Source organism: Faecalibacterium sp. Marseille-Q3530 (assembly GCF_017377625.1).
GTDB lineage: Bacteria > Bacillota > Clostridia > Oscillospirales > Ruminococcaceae > Faecalibacterium > Faecalibacterium prausnitzii_E.
Genome location: NZ_JAFREH010000001.1, coordinates 23,262 through 39,082, shown reverse-complemented (window position 1 = coordinate 39,082; position 15,821 = coordinate 23,262). Strand labels below are relative to the sequence as shown.

Sequence of the window (15,821 nt, the reverse complement as noted above, 5' to 3'; positions counted from 1 at the left end):
AAAGGATGGAGGTTGTGTCACAGACGACAAAGAGGGCTCTGGAAGCATCGCTGAAAAAGCTGCTGCTCCAGAAACCCCTGAACAAGATCACGATCAACGATATCACGGAGGACTGCGGGGTCAACCGCATGACGTTCTACTACCACTTCAAGGATATCTACGATCTGGTGGACTGGATCATGGTCGAAGACGCCGCAAAGGCGCTGGAAAACAAGCCCACGTTCGATACCTGGACGGAGGCGTTTCTGGACCTCCTACACCAGGTGCAGGAGAACAAGGTGCTGGTGATGAACGTCTACCGCTCGATCAGCCGGGAGCAGGTGGAACAGTACTTATATAAGCTGCTGGACCCCATGCTGCGGGAGTTCATGGAACGCGGGATGCAGGAGATCACCGTGCAGGATGACGATGTACAGTTCATCGTGGATTTCTACAAGTATGCGCTGGTGGGCATGGCACTGGAATGGATCCGCAAGGATATGAAGGAGGACCCCGTCCGGATGACGGAACGGCTGAATCTCCTGATCCGTGGCGATTTCCAGCGTGCGCTGAACCGGTTCCGCACAGACCGCAGCCCCTCGGAACTGGATGATTGATGAAAATTTAGACAGAAGAAGCATTGTGATGGGTTTTCCATCACGGTGCTTTTTCTGTTTATGGAACCTTTTTTGACAACATGGTACAGTACCATCAGCGCAAACTATAAGATGAAAGAAACCACAACAAACGGAGGGAATAACATGTATTATTCCAGTGGTAACTATGAAGCATTTGCGCGGCCGCGGAAACCAAAGGACGTAGACCGCAAGTCGGCCTACCTCGTCGGCACCGGGCTGGCTGCCCTCACGGCGGCCTGCTATCTGGTGCGGGATGGTCAGATGAAGGGCGAACATGTCCACCTCTTTGAAAAAGGGGCCATCCCCGGCGGCGCATGCGATGGTTATCAATACCCCGGCATCGGCTACGTGATGCGGGGCGGGCGCGAGATGGACGATCATTTCGAGGTCATGTGGGACCTGTTCCGCTCCATTCCGTCGATCGAGACCGAGGGCGTCAGTGTGCTGGATGAGTACTACTGGCTGAACAAAAAAGACCCGAACGTCTCACTCTGCCGTGCGACCGAACAACAGGGCCGGGATGCCCACACCGACGGCCGGTTCGGCCTGTCGGACAAGGGCTGCATGGAGATCCTGAAGCTCTTCTTCACCCCGGACGAGCAGCTGTACGACAAGCGGATTACCGACGTGTTCGACGCAGAAGTCCTCGGCTCGAATTTCTGGCTCTACTGGCGGACGATGTTCGCCTTTGAGAACTGGCACAGCGCATTGGAGATGAAGCTCTACCTCAAGCGCTACGTCCACCATGTGGGCGGACTGCCGGATCTCCGGGCGCTCCGGTTCACGAAGTACAATCAGTATGAGTCGATGATCCTGCCCATGATCCGCTATCTGGAGGGCTATGGGGTCCGGTTCCACTACAACACGAAGGTGACGAATATTGAGTTCGACTGTGCGGACGGCAAAAAGCAGGCCCGCACCATCTGCCTTCTGGTGGATGACCACGAGGAGCGGGTGGACCTGACCGAAAACGATCTGGTCTTCATCACCAACGGCGGCTGCGTCGAGAACAGCTCCATCGGTGCGCAGGACCAGCCCGCTGCGCTGGACACGGTGCTCCACCCCGGCAATGGCTGGGATCTGTGGAAGAAGATCGCCGCGCAGGACCCCGCCTTCGGCCACCCGGAGAAATTCTGCTCCGACCCGGAGCAGACCAACTGGATGAGCGCCACCGTGACCACGCTGGACGAGCGGATCGTGCCCTACATCCAGAACATCTGCAAGCGGGACCCCTTCAGCGGCGGGGCCGTCACCGGCGGCATCGTGACCGTCCGGGACTCCAACTGGCTGCTGAGCTGGACCTTCAACCGCCAGCCGCAGTTCCGAAATCAGCCCAAAGGCCAGCTCGTGGGCTGGCTCTACGGCCTGTTCAGCGACACGCCCGGCAACTACGTGAAGAAGCCCATGCGGGACTGCACCGGCAAGGAGATCTGCATGGAGTGGCTGTATCACCTCGGTGTGCCGGAACCGGAGATCGAAGATCTGGCCGAGCACAGCGCCAACACGGTGCCCGTCATGATGCCGTACATCACGGCCTTCTTCATGCCCCGCGCAGCAGGCGACCGGCCCGCTGTGGTGCCGGAGGGCGCGGTGAACTTCGCGTTTCTGGGGCAGTTCGCAGAGACCCCGCGTGACACCATCTTCACCACCGAATACTCCATGCGCACCGGCATGGAGGCGGTGTATACCCTGCTGGACATCGACCGGGGCGTACCGGAGGTCTGGGACAGCACCTACGACGTCCGCGACCTGCTGAACGCAGCCGTGCAGCTGCGGGATGGACGTCCGCTGAGCGACCTCAAGATGCGATGGATCGAGCGGTTCGCGCTCGGCAAAGTCATCGACAGGGTGCAGGAGACCGACCTCGGCCGTCTGCTGCAAGAATATAAGATCATCTGAACGCCGGGTCCTGATCCCGGCGGGGGAGGATGCTCCCCACATCAGACAACGCATTGGAGGAAATTGGAATGAATACCACATTTGATTCTCTGACTCATAAGATGCAGCGCGCCGCACTGGGCAAGACGGCGGATATCGTGCTGTCCCACGTCAACAAGGACCGCGAAAAGGCCATGACCCAGCTGGTGGATGTCGCCAAGACCTTCTATGGCGATTCCTTCAGCGAGGAAACATACAATCATGCCCGCCAGACCCTCTCAAACCCGGACAGCAAGTGGTCCAGACTCATCAACTGCATGCTGGACCAGCTGGACCCCAATGTGGCCCGCACCACGGCTCTGAACCTGGGCTATGAGGCCTTCTTCCGTGGCACCAAGACCATCCGTGAGAACCGCGTCAAGTACCAGTGCAACATCCCTTGGCTGATTTTGTTCGACCCCACCTCCGCCTGCAACATGCACTGCGTGGGCTGCTGGGCCGGCGAGTACGGCAACAAGAACAACCTGAGCTTTGACGATATGGACAAGATCGTCTCTCAGGGCAAGGAGCTGGGCGTGTACCTCTACATGCTCACCGGCGGCGAGCCGCTGGTCCGCAAGGCCGACATCCTGAAGCTGGCCGAAAAGCACAACGATGTGCAGTTCGCCATCTACACCAACTCCACCCTGATCGACGACGCCTTCTGCAAGGAGGTCGTCCGTCTGGGCAACATCGCCTTCATGCTGTCCATCGAGGGTACCCCGGAGACCAACGATGCCCGCCGCGGCAGCGGCCATTACGCCGCCGTCATGCACGCCATGGACCTGCTCAAGCAATACGGTATCCTGTTCGGTACCTCCATCTGCTACACCAGCGCCAACATCGAGGCCGTCACCAGCGATGACTTCATGCGCTTCCTGTGCGACAAGGGTGCGCACTTCGGTTTCTATTTCCACTACATGCCCGTCGGCAACGAGGCAGCCCCCGAACTGATGCCCACCCCGGAGCAGCGCAAGTACATGATCGACCGCATCCGCTATCTGCGCAGCGAGGCGTGTGATATCCCGTTCTACCCGATGGACTTCCAGAACGACGGCGAGTTCGTCGGCGGCTGCATTGCGGGCGGCCGCAACTACTTCCACATCAACTCGGCCGGTGATGCGGAACCCTGCGTTTTCATCCACTATTCCAATGCCAACATCCACGACAGCAGCATTCTGGAGATCCTTCAGAGTCCGCTGTTCATGGCATACCACAACGGCCAGCCCTTCAACAAGAACCACCTGCGTCCCTGCCCCATGCTGGAGAACCCCGAACTGCTGCGGAAGATGGTCCACGAGACCGGCGCCCACAGCACCGACCTCCAGAGCCCGGAGACGGTGGATCACCTGTGCGATAAGTGCAAGGCCTACGCCGACAACTGGCAGCCCATGGCCGACGAGATCTGGTCCCACACCAAGATCCGCGAGAGCCGCTACGAGAATTATAAGGACTGGAAGCCCGGCCAGCAGTAAGCACACAGAAGCGCTGGGTCTGCATCGGGTGTAGCCGTCCTGAACCAAAACCTCCCGCTTTCCGGAGCGCTGCAACAGCGCCGGGAAGCGGGAGGTTTTTTGCGCGATAAAATGGCCCCATCTCCCGCAGGAGACAGGGCCGGGGCATTTGATATAGAGGGCTGGATTTATTCGTCGTCGGGGTCGCCGAAGTTGTCGTGGTAGGTCGTGACCAGTTTCATCTCCTCGTTGCGGCGCAGGCCGTGGAAGACGAACTTCTTGAGCACGTCGTAGATGACAGCGAAGAGCGGCACACCGATGATCATGCCCACAAAACCCCACAGGCCGCCGAACAGCAGGATGGCGAACAGCACCCAGAAGCTGGAAAGGCCGGTGGTGTTGCCCAGGATCTTCGGCCCAATGATGTTGCCGTCCACCTGCTGCAAAACCAGAACGAACAGAATGAACCAGAGCGCCTTGATGGGGTTCTGGATGAGGATGAGCAAGGTGGCCGGGATGGCACCGATGAAAGGCCCGAAGAAGGGGATAACATTGGTCACACCGATGATGACCGAGACCAGCAGCGCACTGGGGAACTTGAAGATGAGACAGGCGATGTAGCACAGCACACCGATGATGGCAGAATCCAGGATCTTGCCGTTGATGAAGCCGCCGAACATTTTATCGGCATAGAGGATCTCTTCCAGAATGACATCCGCCCAGCGGGGCTTGATGAGGCTGTACAGGATCATCTTGCACTGCTGGCCGAACTTCTTCCGGCTGGCCAGCAGATACACCGAAACGATGACGCCGATGATGATGTTCTTCAGGAAGGTCACGACGCTCATCACGCCCAGCGCTGCACCGCTCAGGAGGCTCTGCATGGAGGGGACCAGCTTCGTCCGGACGATGTTGTCCAGCGTGTCCTGCAGGTTGTCATAGGACGTCTCGATGAAATCCAGCAGCTTCTGGTTGCTGGCGATGATCTCCTGATGGGAAGCCCAGTCCACGAAGTCGTTCAGGTTGTTCCGCGCCGTGTAGTACAGCGTCGTCACGCTGGTGATGAGCTGCGGCACGATCATCATGATCAGCGCATACACCACCAGGATGCCGAACAGCAGCGAGATGGTGACCGCCAGCATGTTGGCCGCAGTTCCCATCTTTTCGGGCAAAAGGCGGCGGAGAAAATCCTCCACGCAGTTGCACACCGGCTTGAGCAGATAGGCGATGACCGCGCCGTAGATGAACGGCATCAGGATGCCTGTCAGCTTCGAGATCGCATCCCCGAAGCCCTGAAAGCGGTAGATCAGGAAGAAGAAGAGGATGCTCAGTGATATGGCACCGAATCCCGCGAGCATCCCATACAGGTAGGGTTTGATGTGTGGCTTTTTGTCCATCATGTTTCCGTAGACTCCATTCCTGCCGCGGGCAGCAGGAATGCCCGCAGCATTGTTTAGCGCTTGTTGCTCCTGCGCCAGATGTGCAGTTTTTCAGCTTCGGCGATCAGTTCATCCCGGAAATCGGGGTGTGCAACGCTGATCAATGCTTCGGCCTTTTCCCAGCTGGTCAGGCCCTTCAGGTTCACACAGCCGTACTCGGTGCACAGATAGTGGATATTGGCACGGGTATCGGTGACGATGCTGCCGGTCTCCAGCGTGGGGCGGATGCGGCTCTCGACCTTGCCGGTCTTCTTATTCATAAAGGTAGAGGACAGGCAGATGAAGCTCTTGCCGCCGTTGGAAAGGTATGCGCCCAAAACGAAGTCCAGCTGACCGCCTGCACCGGAGATGTGCTTGATACCGGCACTCTCGGCGTTGACCTGACCGAACAGGTCGATATCGACAGCATTGTTGATGGAGATGAAGTTGTCGATGGCCGAGATGCTGCGGATGTCGTTGGTGTACTCCACAGGGGCTGCCATGCACTCCGGGTTGTTGTCGAGGTAATCGTACATCTTCTGGGTGCCGGCACCGAAGGCGTAGACCTGACGGCCCTTGTCCAGATTCTTGTGGCGGCCGGTGATCTTGCCGGCTTTGGCGATGTCCACAAAGGCATCGACGTACATTTCAGTATGGACGCCCAGATCCTGCAGGTCGCTCTGCGCGATCAGGTTGCCGATGGCGTTGGGCATTCCGCCGATGCCCAGCTGCAGGCAGGCACCGTTCGGGATCTGCGGGACGATGAGGTTCGCCACGGCGAGGTCCACCTCAGTGGCCGCACCGGGTGCAGCCATCTGGCCCATCGGCGGGTTGGTGCCTTCCACGACACCGGCCACCTGGGAGATATGCACCCAGTTCTCGGTGCCGCCCAGGCAGCGGGGCATATTGGTGTTGACCTCGACGATGATCTTTTTGGCCTTTTCGCAGACGGCGCCCAGATGAGAAGCACAGGGGCCGAAGTTGAAGTAGCCATGCTCGTCCATGGGCGTGACCTGGAACACTGCCACATCCACGGGGTCCTTGCTGTCGCGGTAGTAACGGGGCAGCTCCGAATAACGGATGGGGGAGTAGAAGGAGAAGCCCTGCGCAATGGCCTTGCGCTCAATGCCGCCCATGTGCCAGCTGTTCCAGGTCATGTGGGCAGCCGGGTCGTCAATCTGGAAGATCTCCGGCACCCACATCAGGATGCCGCCGCGGAAATTGACGTTCTCCAGCTCCGGCAGACGCTTTGCAATGGCAGCATCGACTGCCACCGGGGTGTTCACAGCCCAGCCGTAGTCCACCCAATCGCCGCTCTTGACCAAAGCAGCGGCCTGATCGGCAGTCATCTTTTTCTGCGCATACAGTTCCGTATAATCCATTATAAACCATCCTCTCCTATAATAACATAAAGGAATTGTAAATTCTTACAACCCGATAACTTAGTTATAACATTAACAAAAGAAGGAATCAATACTTTCGGAGCAAATCGGGGCAAAAAAGTGACTGGATGGCAATATAACTAAAATTCTTAGCGATTCAACCGAATTCTTTGGTTCGATAAAAACAAAATTTTTCGAAAAAGGACTTGATAAAATTTTGACGATGTGGTTTACTTATAGCGTAGCAGGGCGGTGCGGAGCAGTGCGTCATGAATCGTTAAAAAAATAGCGATGAGACGCGGCGCCGCAAACAACGTCTTGCAACCCGAACTGGAAAGTGCTATCATGGCAGGACCGAGCGCGCTTTTCATACCAGCGCGCACCAAGGAGGACACGATGGCAACAGCAGTTTATCCCGGATCGTTCGATCCGGTCACCAAAGGGCACCTGGACATCATCAAGCGTGCCGCAAAGATCAACGATCACCTGATCGTCGCCGTGCTCATCAACAGCGCCAAGCACCCTCTGTTCACCGTAGAAGAGCGGGTGGCCCTGCTGCAGGAGTGCTGCAAGGGCATCCCGAACGTCACGGTGGAGAGCTTTGACGGCCTGACCGTGGAGTTCGCCAAAAAGCGCCACGCTTCGGTCATGGTGCGGGGTCTGCGGGCGGTCACGGATTTCGAAAACGAGATCCAGCTGGCGCAGACGAACCATGCACTGATGCCCGGCATCGAGACGATGTTCCTGGCGACCAGCATCAAATGGAGCTACCTTTCCTCGACGATCGTGAAAGAGGCTGCCCGCTACGGCAGCAATATCTCCAAGTTCGTCACGCCCAATGTGGAAGCCGCCGTCGAACAGAAGATGGCCGCGCTCCGGGCGAAGGGGGAGCAGCCCTGAACCTGTTTCTCATGTGCAAACGCCGCAGGCGTTTCTATAAAATTGGTTCCTAAAACCCACCAATATACACACAAATCAGGAGGCTATTAACATGAAGAAAGTTGTTATCGCATCTGCATGCCGTACCGCCATCGGCAAGTTCGGCGGCACTCTTGCCAACGTCCCCGCTGCTGAGCTGGGCTCCATCGTCATCAAGGAGGCACTGGAGCGCGCACACGTCGCACCGGAGCAGGTCGATCATGTTTACATGGGCTGCGTCATTCAGGCTGGTCTGGGCCAGAATGTCGCGCGTCAGGCTTCCCTGAAGGCAGGCCTGCCCATCGAGACCCCCGCTGTCACCGTCAACGTGGTCTGCGGCTCCGGTCTGAACTGCGTCAACATGGCTGCGCAGATGATCGAGGCTGGCGATGCCGACATCGTCGTTGCAGGCGGCATGGAGAACATGGACATGGCTCCCTTCGCTATGATGAAGGGCCGCTACGGCTACCGCATGGGCGCTCCCATGGGCAAGAGCGAGCTGGTCGATACCATGGTCAACGATGCTCTGTGGGATGCCACCGGCTTCAACAAGCACATGGGCATGACCGCTGAGAACGTCTGCACCAACGAGACCTATCAGAAGAAGTACGGCTACAACCCCATCACCCGCGAGCAGCTGGATGAGTTCTCTTACAACAGCCAGGTCAAGGCAGACAAGGCCATCAAGGACGGTGCCTTCAAGGACGAGATCGTTCCCGTTGTCATCAAGGGCAAGAAGGGCGACACCGTGTTCGATACCGATGAAGGCCCCCGTCTGACCCCGGTCGAGAAGCTGGGCACCCTGAAGCCCGCCTTCACCAAGGACGGCATCGTGACCGCCGGCAACTCTTCCGCCATCAACGACGGCGCTGCTGCTCTGGTCGTGATGAGCGAGGAGAAGGCCAAGGAGCTGGGCGTCACCCCGCTGGCAACCTGGGTCGCTGGTGCTCTGGCTGGTGTTGAGCCCGAAGTCATGGGTCTGGGCCCCATCGCTGCAACCAAGAAGGTCATGGCAAAGACCGGCCTGTCCGTTGCCGATATGGACCTGATCGAGGCAAACGAGGCCTTCGCAGCACAGTCTGTGGCCGTCAGCCAGGCTCTGCACTTTGATATGAACAAGGTCAACGTCAACGGCGGCGCAATCGCTCTGGGCCACCCGGTCGGCGCTTCCGGTGCTCGTATCCTGGTCACCCTGCTGTATGCAATGAAGCACCGTGGTGCCCACAAGGGTCTGGCTACCCTGTGCATCGGCGGCGGCATGGGCTGCGCTACCATCGTCGAAATGGACTAAACGCTGGAGGCACTCCAGATATCAGGATCGCCCGCGCAGGCGGACTTCTCCTGCGCGGGGCTGTTCTGAAACGAAGAATAAGACTTTGAATGGAGGTCTTCACAATGGCATTTGTTAAAACCGAAGTGCAGGGTGCTGTCGAGATCATCACCATCGACCGCCCCAAGGCACTGAACGCACTGAACCCTGAAGTTCTGGCAGACCTGAAGGCAGCTTTTGAGGCTGTCGATCAGGACGCCATCCGCTGCATCGTTCTGACCGGCGAAGGCGACAAGAGCTTCGTGGCCGGTGCAGACATCGGTTCCATGAGCACCATGACCAAGGCAGAGGGCGAGGCTTTCGGCAAGCTGGGCAATGATGTCTTCCTGATGATCGAGCATTTCCCCATCCCTGTGATCGCAGCCGTCAACGGCTTCGCACTGGGCGGCGGCAATGAGCTGGCCATGAGCTGCGACATCCGCATCTGCTCGGACAACGCCGTCTTCGGCCAGCCGGAAGTCGGTCTGGGCATCACGCCGGGCTTCGGCGGCACTCAGCGTCTGGCACGTCTCGTCGGCATGGGCATGGCAAAGCAGCTGGTCTATTCGGCCCTGAACATCAAGGCCGATGAGGCTTACCGCATCGGTCTGGTCAACGCCGTGTATCCCCAGGCTGAGCTGATGGAGAACGTCCTGAAGCTGGCCAACAAGATCGCAAAGAACGCCCCCATTGCAGTGCGCAACTGCAAGAAGGCCATCAACGATGGCATCAGCCTTCCCATTGAGAAGGCAGTCGAGGTCGAGGAAAAGCTGTTCGGCGACTGCTTCGAGACCCACGACCAGAAGGAAGGCATGGCCTGCTTCCTGTCCCGTGAGAAACCGAAGCCCAAGGCTGTTTTCACCAACAACTGAGAAGTACATTTGAATTTGTAATCTGAACCCTTCTGCATCCCGGTTCCTGCCGGAGAGGGAACCGGGGAGCAGGGGGATATGAATAAAGGAGAGATATCCTATGAAGATCGGTGTTATTGGCGCTGGCACGATGGGCCAGGGCATTGCAAAGGCATTCGCTCAGGTCGAGGGCAACAGCGTTGCTCTGTGCGACATTAAGCAGGAGTGGGCTGAGAAGGGCCTGGCAAAGATCAAGGCTGGCTATGACAAGCTGGTCGCAAAGGGCAAGATCCCCCAGGAGAAGGCGGATGCAATCGTCGCCGCTATCACGCCGGGCCTGAAGGAAGACCTGTGTGCAGACTGCGACCTGGTCGTCGAGGCTGCATTCGAGGACATGAAGGTCAAGCAGACCACCTTTGGCGAGCTGGATAAGATCTGCAAGCCGGAGTGCATCTTTGCTTCCAACACTTCTTCTCTGTCCATCACTGAGATCGGCAAGGGCCTGAGCCGCCCGCTGGTCGGCATGCACTTCTTCAACCCCGCCGACCGCATGAAGCTGATCGAGGTCATCGCAGGCTGCAACACTCCTGCTGAGACCGTTGAGAAGATCAAGGAAATCTCGGTCGCCATCGGCAAGAACCCCGTTCAGGTCAACGAGGCAGCCGGCTTCGTCGTCAACCGCATCCTGATCCCCATGATCAACGAAGCAGCCTTCATCAAGATGGAGGGCGTTTCCGACATCGCTGGCATCGACACTGCTATGAAGCTGGGTGCAAACCACCCCATGGGACCCCTGGAGCTGGGCGACTTCATCGGCCTGGATATCTGCCTGGCCATCATGGACGTCCTGTACCACGAGACCGGCGACAGCAAGTATCGTGCCTGCCCGCTGATCCGTAAGATGGTTCGCGGCGGCAACCTGGGCTGCAAGACCGGCAAGGGCTTCTACGTTTACAACGCAGACCGCACCAAGACTCCGGTCGACCAGCTGTAATTTCTGAAAACATTTCTCCCGGCTGCGGGGAAAGCGGTCGGGAGGAATTTGTTTGCAAACCGGGTTCGCCGCAACAAGCGCCCGGCCTATGAAAAACTAGACCCGTTAGGAGGATATAGCGATGGATTTTACTCTGTCCAAGCAGCAGCAGATGGTGCAGAAAATGTACCGCGAGTTTGCTGAAAACGAAGTCAAGCCTCTGGCTAAGAAAGTTGATGCAGAAGAGTACTTCCCCAAAGAGACCGTCGAAAAGATGGGCAAGCTGGGCATGATGGGTATTTACTTCCCCACCTCTGTCGGCGGTGCAGGCGGCGACGTGCTGTCCTACGTCATGGCTGTGGAAGAGCTGAGCAAGGTCTGCGGCACCACCGGTGTCATCGTCTCTGCTCACACCAGCCTGTGTGCTGCTCCCATTTATGAGAACGGTACCCCGGAGCAGAAGGCAAAGTATCTGCCCAAGCTGTGCAGCGGCGAGTGGCTGGGTGCATTCGGCCTGACCGAGCCGGGTGCCGGCACCGATGCACAGGGCCAGCAGACCATTGCAAAGGAAGAGGATGACTGCTGGGTGCTGAACGGCTCCAAGATCTTCATCACCAATGCAGGGTTCGCCGATGTCTTCATCGTCATCGCAGTCACCGACCATGTGCTGGACAAGAAGGGCCGCCCCACCAAGCTGTGCTCCGCCTTCATCGTCGAGCGCACCGATCCGGGCTTCTCGGTCGGCAAGGCTGAGGACAAGATGGGCATCCGCGGTTCCTCTACCTGCGAGCTGATCTTCGAGGACTGCCGCATCCCGAAGGACCGTATGCTGGGTGTGCGTGGCAAGGGCTTCCAGCTGGCAATGGCCACTCTGGACGGCGGCCGTATCGGCATCGCTTCCCAGGCTCTGGGCATCGCCGAGGGCGCTCTGGATGAGACCGTTGCTTACGTCAAGGAGCGCAAGCAGTTCGGCCGCCCCATCGCTGCATTCCAGAACACCCAGTTCGAGCTGGCTGAGATGAAGGCCCGCGTCGAGGCTGCCAAGTATCTGGTCTATGCCGCTGCTCTGAAGAAGCAGCAGGCTATGGACGGCGCAAAGGTCCGTTACAGCGTGGAAGCTGCTCAGGCCAAGCTGATCGCCGCCCGCACCGCAAGCGACGTGACCCGCCGCTGCCTGCAGCTGTTCGGTGGTTACGGCTACACCCGTGACTATCCCATTGAGCGCATGATGCGTGATGCCAAGATCACCGAGATCTACGAGGGCACCAGCGAAGTGCAGATGATGGTCATTTCCGGCGCGCTGCTGAAGTAAGGGAGGTAAGATTTACAATGAAAGCAATCGTTTGTGTAAAGCAGGTTCCTGATACCTCCGGTAAGGTGTCCGTCAAGCCGGATGGCACCCTGGACCGTGCCTCTATGGCAACCATTACCAACCCCGATGACCTGAACGCTCTGGAGGCTGCTCTGAAGCTCAAGGACGCCACCGGCTGCGAAGTCGTTGTCGTCACCATGGGCCCGCCGCCGGCCGAAGGAATGCTGCGTGAGCTGCTGGCCCGCGGTGCCGACAAGGCCGTTCTGGTCTCCGGCCGTGAGTTCGGCGGTTCCGATACCTTCGCGACCAGCCAGATCCTGGCCGCTGCCGTCAACAAGATCGGCGTTGGCCCGGAGGATGTCGTCTTCTGCGGCCGTCAGGCAATTGATGGCGATACCGCACAGGTCGGCCCCCAGATTGCTGAAAAGCTGCATCTGCCCCAGGTCACCTACGTTGCCGACATCCAGAAGGATGGCAACACCCTGACCGTGAAGCGTATGCTGGAAGACGGCTACATGATGGTCAAGGTCCAGACTCCCTGCCTGCTGACCTGCATCAAGGAGCTGAACGAGCCCCGTTACATGAGCGTCAACGGCATCTTCACCTGCTACGACAAGCCCATGGAAGTGTTTGATTACAACGCTCTGAAGGATGATCCGCTGATCGAGGTCGATACCATCGGCCTGAAGGGTTCTCCGACGAACGTCTTTAAGTCCTTCACTCCTCCGCAGAAGGGCGCAGGCACCATGCTGACGGGCGACGACACCGCCGCACAGCTGGCTGGTATCCTGGCCAAGAAGCACCTGATCTGATGAAAGGAGCATAGGATTACAATGGCTGATTTTAACGATTACAAGGGCGTTTGGGTCTTCTGTGAGCAGCGCCAGGGCAAACTGATGTCCACCGATTTCGAGCTGGTCAGCGAGGCTCGCAAGCTGGCTGACGAGCTGGGCTGCGAGGTCACCGGCCTGCTGCTGGGCGACAACGTGGAAGGCATCGCCAAAGAGCTGGGCGGCTATGGTGCCGATCAGGTCATGGTCTGCGACAGCCCGCTGCTGAAGGACTACACCACCGACGCATACGCCAAGGTCGTCTGCGATATGGTCAATGCGTACAAGCCTGAGGTCCTGCTGATCGGCGCGACCAACATTGGCCGCGACCTGGGCCCCCGCTGCGCAGCCCGCCTGCACACCGGCCTGACCGCAGATGCGACCCATCTGGACATTGACACTGCAAAGTACATCGATTTCCTGAAGGAGAGCTCCACCATCGACCTGTCCAAGCAGAAGTTCGATATGGAAGACCGCAACCTGAAGATGACCCGTCCCGCATTCGGCGGCCATCTGATGGCTACCATCATCTGCCCCCGTTTCCGTCCGCAGATGTCCACCGTTCGTCCCGGCGTCATGAAGAAGGCTCCCTTCGATCAGGCCAAGGCCGATGCCTGCCAGATCGTGAAGCCCGCCTTTGAGCTGGCTGCTTCCGACATCAAGACCGAGGTCCTGAGCGTCGAGAAGGCTGCTGAGAAGCTGGTCGATCTGATCGGTGCCGACGTCATCGTCTCGGTCGGCCGCGGCATCAGCAAGGATGTCAACAAGGGCATCGAGCTGGCCGAGCAGCTGGCAGCCGCTCTGGGCGGCGGCGTGGTCGGCGCATCCCGTGCCGTCACCGATGCAGGCTGGATGACCGCTGACCATCAGGTCGGCCAGACCGGCAAGACCGTCCACCCCAAGATCTACGTTGCTCTGGGTATTTCCGGTGCCATCCAGCACACCGCTGGTATGCAGGATTCCGAGTGCATCATCGCCGTCAACAAGAACGAGTCTGCACCCATCTTCGGTGTGGCAGATTACGGCATCGTCGGCGATCTGTTCAAGGTTGTGCCGGAGCTCATCAAGCAGGTCGAGGCAGCCAAGGCCGCTGAATAATTTGATCTTCTGAGATCCTGATTTGTGGAACACCGCCGCACAGTGGAAACGCTGTGCGGCGGTGTTTTTTGCGCATATCTGCCCGCCGCAGTGCATACAGTCTGGTATGTGCCATGCCAAACGGACAGGAAAGGAGCGCACAGGATGGAACTGAAGATCTTTCGGGATGCGCTGCCCGCTGCGGGTGCGAACTGCACCGTCAAGGCGGAGCTCCCGCTGGAAACGGAGATCCTGATCTCCGATTATCTTCCGCCGGTGTTCAAGCTGGTCAAATGCTTTGCGAAACCGGTGGTACTGCAAAAGCAGCTGCAGCCCGGCAAACTGACGCTGGAAGGCTATCTGCGCTGCATCGTGTATTATCAGGGTGAGGATGACGCGGGCCTCTGCCAGACGGAGCAGAAGCTGCCCTTCAACAAGGTGTTGGAACTGCCGGAGTTTGCCTTTACAGCATGGACGGCTCAGGTGGAGGGCCAGACCGAATACCTGAACTGCCGCTCGGTCACGCCCCGCCGCATCGAGGTGCGGGGAGCCTTTGGTCTGGTGGCGTCGGTCTACACCCAGCAGAAGACCGAGGTGCTCACGGCGCTGGCCGACGGCGGCATCGAGCAGCAGCTGACCACACTGGAGGGCGTCCGCCGCGCGGCCGTGCTCGACAAGCTCATCACGGTGGAAGGCGAGCTGGCCTTTCCGTCGCCGCCTGCCGCCATTCTGGACATTGCCGGGACAGCCTCCCTCCACGACCTCAAGGTCCTGAATGCCAAGGCTGTGGCCAAGGGGACGCTGCACGTTCTCTGCGCCTGGCGGGCAGAAGGGGAAAGCGCCCTGCAGAGCCAGAGCCTGGACCTTCCCTTCAATCAGGTGTTGGATGTGGAGGGCCTCAGCGAAGACTGCCGCTGCCTCTGCGTGGCCGAGCCGGTCGGGTTCACGGCCACACAGGGGGAGGGGGAAGCCCCCGGCTCCCTCAGCGCCACCGTGATGCTGCGTCTGCGGGCATGGCGGCCCTACCAGCTGCAATGTGTGGCCGATGCCTTCTCGACGCAGTTTGAGACGGAGCCTGTGATGCAGAGCCTCCGTACCGAAGCGCTGCTCTGTGCCCTGAACGAGACGGCCACCCTGACCGGGTCCGGCCCGCTGCCGGATGCCGGGGCAAAGATCCTGGCCTGCTTTGCGGCCATCGGCCCGGCGCAGCTGGTCTGGCAGGAAACCGGCTGGGTGGTGGTGGCGCGGGTCCTTGTGACGGCGTTTGGCGAGAACAGCCTTGCCGAGCTGGAAAGCTACGAAAAGCCGCTGGAGCTGGCCCTGCCCATCCCGGCCGAAGCCGCCGAGACCGCAGCGCTCTATCCGGAGTGCTGGCTCAGCGTCGAGGACCTGCAATGCAGCTGCACGGGCGGTGCGCTGGATGTCTCGGTGACGGTGCGGGTGGAGGGGGCCATCCTCAGCCGCAGGCAGGCTTCCTGCGTGGGCAGCATTGCACTGGGGGAGAAGCTGGCCCCTGCCGACCCGGAGATCTCCCTCCGCATCTATTACGCACAGGCCGGGGAAGCGCTGTTTGCCATTGCAAAACGCTACCATGTTTCGCCGGGGCAGATGCTTGCCGCAAACGACCTCGCCGAGGGCACAACGGCCATCGAAAAAGCACAGCGGCTTCTGATTCCCGGTGCATGACCATAAAAATGTCCGCACTTGTATCTCACGTGCGGACATTTTTGCTGGTAAAGTATGACTTATGAACAAAAAGTGAA

At 59.0% G+C, this 15,821-nt stretch carries 13 protein-coding genes; 11 read left to right on the top strand and 2 right to left on the bottom strand.

Translation table 11 applies throughout. The features are described from left to right. The first annotated feature begins 14 nt into the window (after window positions 1-14). The 3 genes from J3350_RS00200 to J3350_RS00190 all read left to right on the top strand — a co-directional run bounded on the left by J3350_RS00200 (window position 15) and on the right by J3350_RS00190 (window position 4,009). On the top strand, window positions 15-596 hold the full coding sequence (locus J3350_RS00200) for a TetR/AcrR family transcriptional regulator (RefSeq protein ID WP_207685300.1): 582 nt from the start codon (window positions 15-17) through the stop codon (window positions 594-596). Between the two features lie 144 nt (window positions 597-740). Then, window positions 741-2,516: an oleate hydratase gene (locus J3350_RS00195; protein WP_207685299.1), complete on the top strand. Its 1,776-nt coding sequence runs from the start codon at window positions 741-743 to the stop codon at window positions 2,514-2,516. Between the two features lie 68 nt (window positions 2,517-2,584). Next, entirely contained in the window at window positions 2,585-4,009 is a 1,425-nt protein-coding gene (locus tag J3350_RS00190; protein ID WP_207685298.1) for a radical SAM protein, read from the top strand. A 167-nt stretch (window positions 4,010-4,176) separates the two neighbouring features. On the opposite strand, the gene J3350_RS00185 is transcribed toward J3350_RS00190, so the two are convergent. Beyond that, window positions 4,177-5,388, bottom strand: a complete 1,212-nt coding sequence (locus J3350_RS00185) for an AI-2E family transporter (protein WP_207685297.1) — start codon at window positions 5,386-5,388, stop codon at window positions 4,177-4,179. A gap of 53 nt (window positions 5,389-5,441) precedes the next feature. After that, the gene (locus J3350_RS00180) at window positions 5,442-6,788 is read right to left on the bottom strand and encodes a butyryl-CoA:acetate CoA-transferase (RefSeq protein ID WP_097792127.1); all 1,347 of its coding nucleotides are present in this window, start codon (window positions 6,786-6,788) and stop codon (window positions 5,442-5,444) included. Between the two features lie 396 nt (window positions 6,789-7,184). Between J3350_RS00180 and coaD the strand changes: the two genes are divergently transcribed. The 8 genes from coaD (at window position 7,185) to J3350_RS00140 (ending at window position 15,744) form a co-directional block, all read left to right on the top strand. Then, a complete protein-coding gene (gene coaD / locus J3350_RS00175; protein ID WP_097792128.1) occupies window positions 7,185-7,688 on the top strand; it encodes a pantetheine-phosphate adenylyltransferase in 504 nt (167 codons plus the stop codon). 91 nt (window positions 7,689-7,779) lie between these two features. Next, window positions 7,780-8,997: an acetyl-CoA C-acetyltransferase gene (locus tag J3350_RS00170; protein WP_207685296.1), complete on the top strand. Its 1,218-nt coding sequence runs from the start codon at window positions 7,780-7,782 to the stop codon at window positions 8,995-8,997. A gap of 104 nt (window positions 8,998-9,101) precedes the next feature. Continuing rightward, window positions 9,102-9,887: an enoyl-CoA hydratase-related protein gene (locus tag J3350_RS00165; RefSeq protein ID WP_118553083.1), complete on the top strand. Its 786-nt coding sequence runs from the start codon at window positions 9,102-9,104 to the stop codon at window positions 9,885-9,887. Window positions 9,888-9,987: 100 nt separating this feature from the next. Further along, window positions 9,988-10,860 carry a 3-hydroxyacyl-CoA dehydrogenase family protein gene (locus tag J3350_RS00160; RefSeq protein WP_118553082.1) on the top strand — a complete coding sequence of 291 codons (873 nt, stop codon included), beginning with the start codon at window positions 9,988-9,990 and terminating at the stop codon, window positions 10,858-10,860. Between the two features lie 121 nt (window positions 10,861-10,981). After that, a complete protein-coding gene (locus J3350_RS00155) occupies window positions 10,982-12,151 on the top strand; it encodes an acyl-CoA dehydrogenase (RefSeq protein ID WP_097792132.1) in 1,170 nt (389 codons plus the stop codon). Between the two features lie 17 nt (window positions 12,152-12,168). After that, complete coding sequence (acrB, locus tag J3350_RS00150; RefSeq protein WP_097792133.1) at window positions 12,169-12,963, top strand: acryloyl-CoA reductase electron transfer subunit gamma; 795 nt, start codon at window positions 12,169-12,171, stop codon at window positions 12,961-12,963. 21 nt (window positions 12,964-12,984) lie between these two features. Continuing rightward, complete coding sequence (acrA, locus tag J3350_RS00145) at window positions 12,985-14,079, top strand: acryloyl-CoA reductase electron transfer subunit beta (RefSeq protein ID WP_097792134.1); 1,095 nt, start codon at window positions 12,985-12,987, stop codon at window positions 14,077-14,079. A gap of 144 nt (window positions 14,080-14,223) precedes the next feature. Next, the gene (locus J3350_RS00140) at window positions 14,224-15,744 is read left to right on the top strand and encodes an SPOCS domain-containing protein (RefSeq protein ID WP_207685295.1); all 1,521 of its coding nucleotides are present in this window, start codon (window positions 14,224-14,226) and stop codon (window positions 15,742-15,744) included. Window positions 15,745-15,821: the final 77 nt, after the last annotated feature.

Excerpts from the sequence above, each read along its gene's own strand:
- J3350_RS00195 (WP_207685299.1), top strand. The coding sequence starts at position 741 with ATGTATTATTCCAGTGGTAACTATGAAGCATTTGCGCGGCCGCGGAAA.
- J3350_RS00190 (WP_207685298.1), top strand. The coding sequence starts at position 2,585 with ATGAATACCACATTTGATTCTCTGACTCATAAGATGCAGCGCGCCGCA.
- J3350_RS00185 (WP_207685297.1), bottom strand. The coding sequence starts at position 5,388 with ATGATGGACAAAAAGCCACACATCAAACCCTACCTGTATGGGATGCTC.
- J3350_RS00180 (WP_097792127.1), bottom strand. The coding sequence starts at position 6,788 with ATGGATTATACGGAACTGTATGCGCAGAAAAAGATGACTGCCGATCAG.
- coaD (WP_097792128.1), top strand. The coding sequence starts at position 7,185 with ATGGCAACAGCAGTTTATCCCGGATCGTTCGATCCGGTCACCAAAGGG.
- J3350_RS00170 (WP_207685296.1), top strand. The coding sequence starts at position 7,780 with ATGAAGAAAGTTGTTATCGCATCTGCATGCCGTACCGCCATCGGCAAG.
- J3350_RS00165 (WP_118553083.1), top strand. The coding sequence starts at position 9,102 with ATGGCATTTGTTAAAACCGAAGTGCAGGGTGCTGTCGAGATCATCACC.
- J3350_RS00160 (WP_118553082.1), top strand. The coding sequence starts at position 9,988 with ATGAAGATCGGTGTTATTGGCGCTGGCACGATGGGCCAGGGCATTGCA.
- J3350_RS00155 (WP_097792132.1), top strand. The coding sequence starts at position 10,982 with ATGGATTTTACTCTGTCCAAGCAGCAGCAGATGGTGCAGAAAATGTAC.
- acrB (WP_097792133.1), top strand. The coding sequence starts at position 12,169 with ATGAAAGCAATCGTTTGTGTAAAGCAGGTTCCTGATACCTCCGGTAAG.
- acrA (WP_097792134.1), top strand. The coding sequence starts at position 12,985 with ATGGCTGATTTTAACGATTACAAGGGCGTTTGGGTCTTCTGTGAGCAG.
- J3350_RS00140 (WP_207685295.1), top strand. The coding sequence starts at position 14,224 with ATGGAACTGAAGATCTTTCGGGATGCGCTGCCCGCTGCGGGTGCGAAC.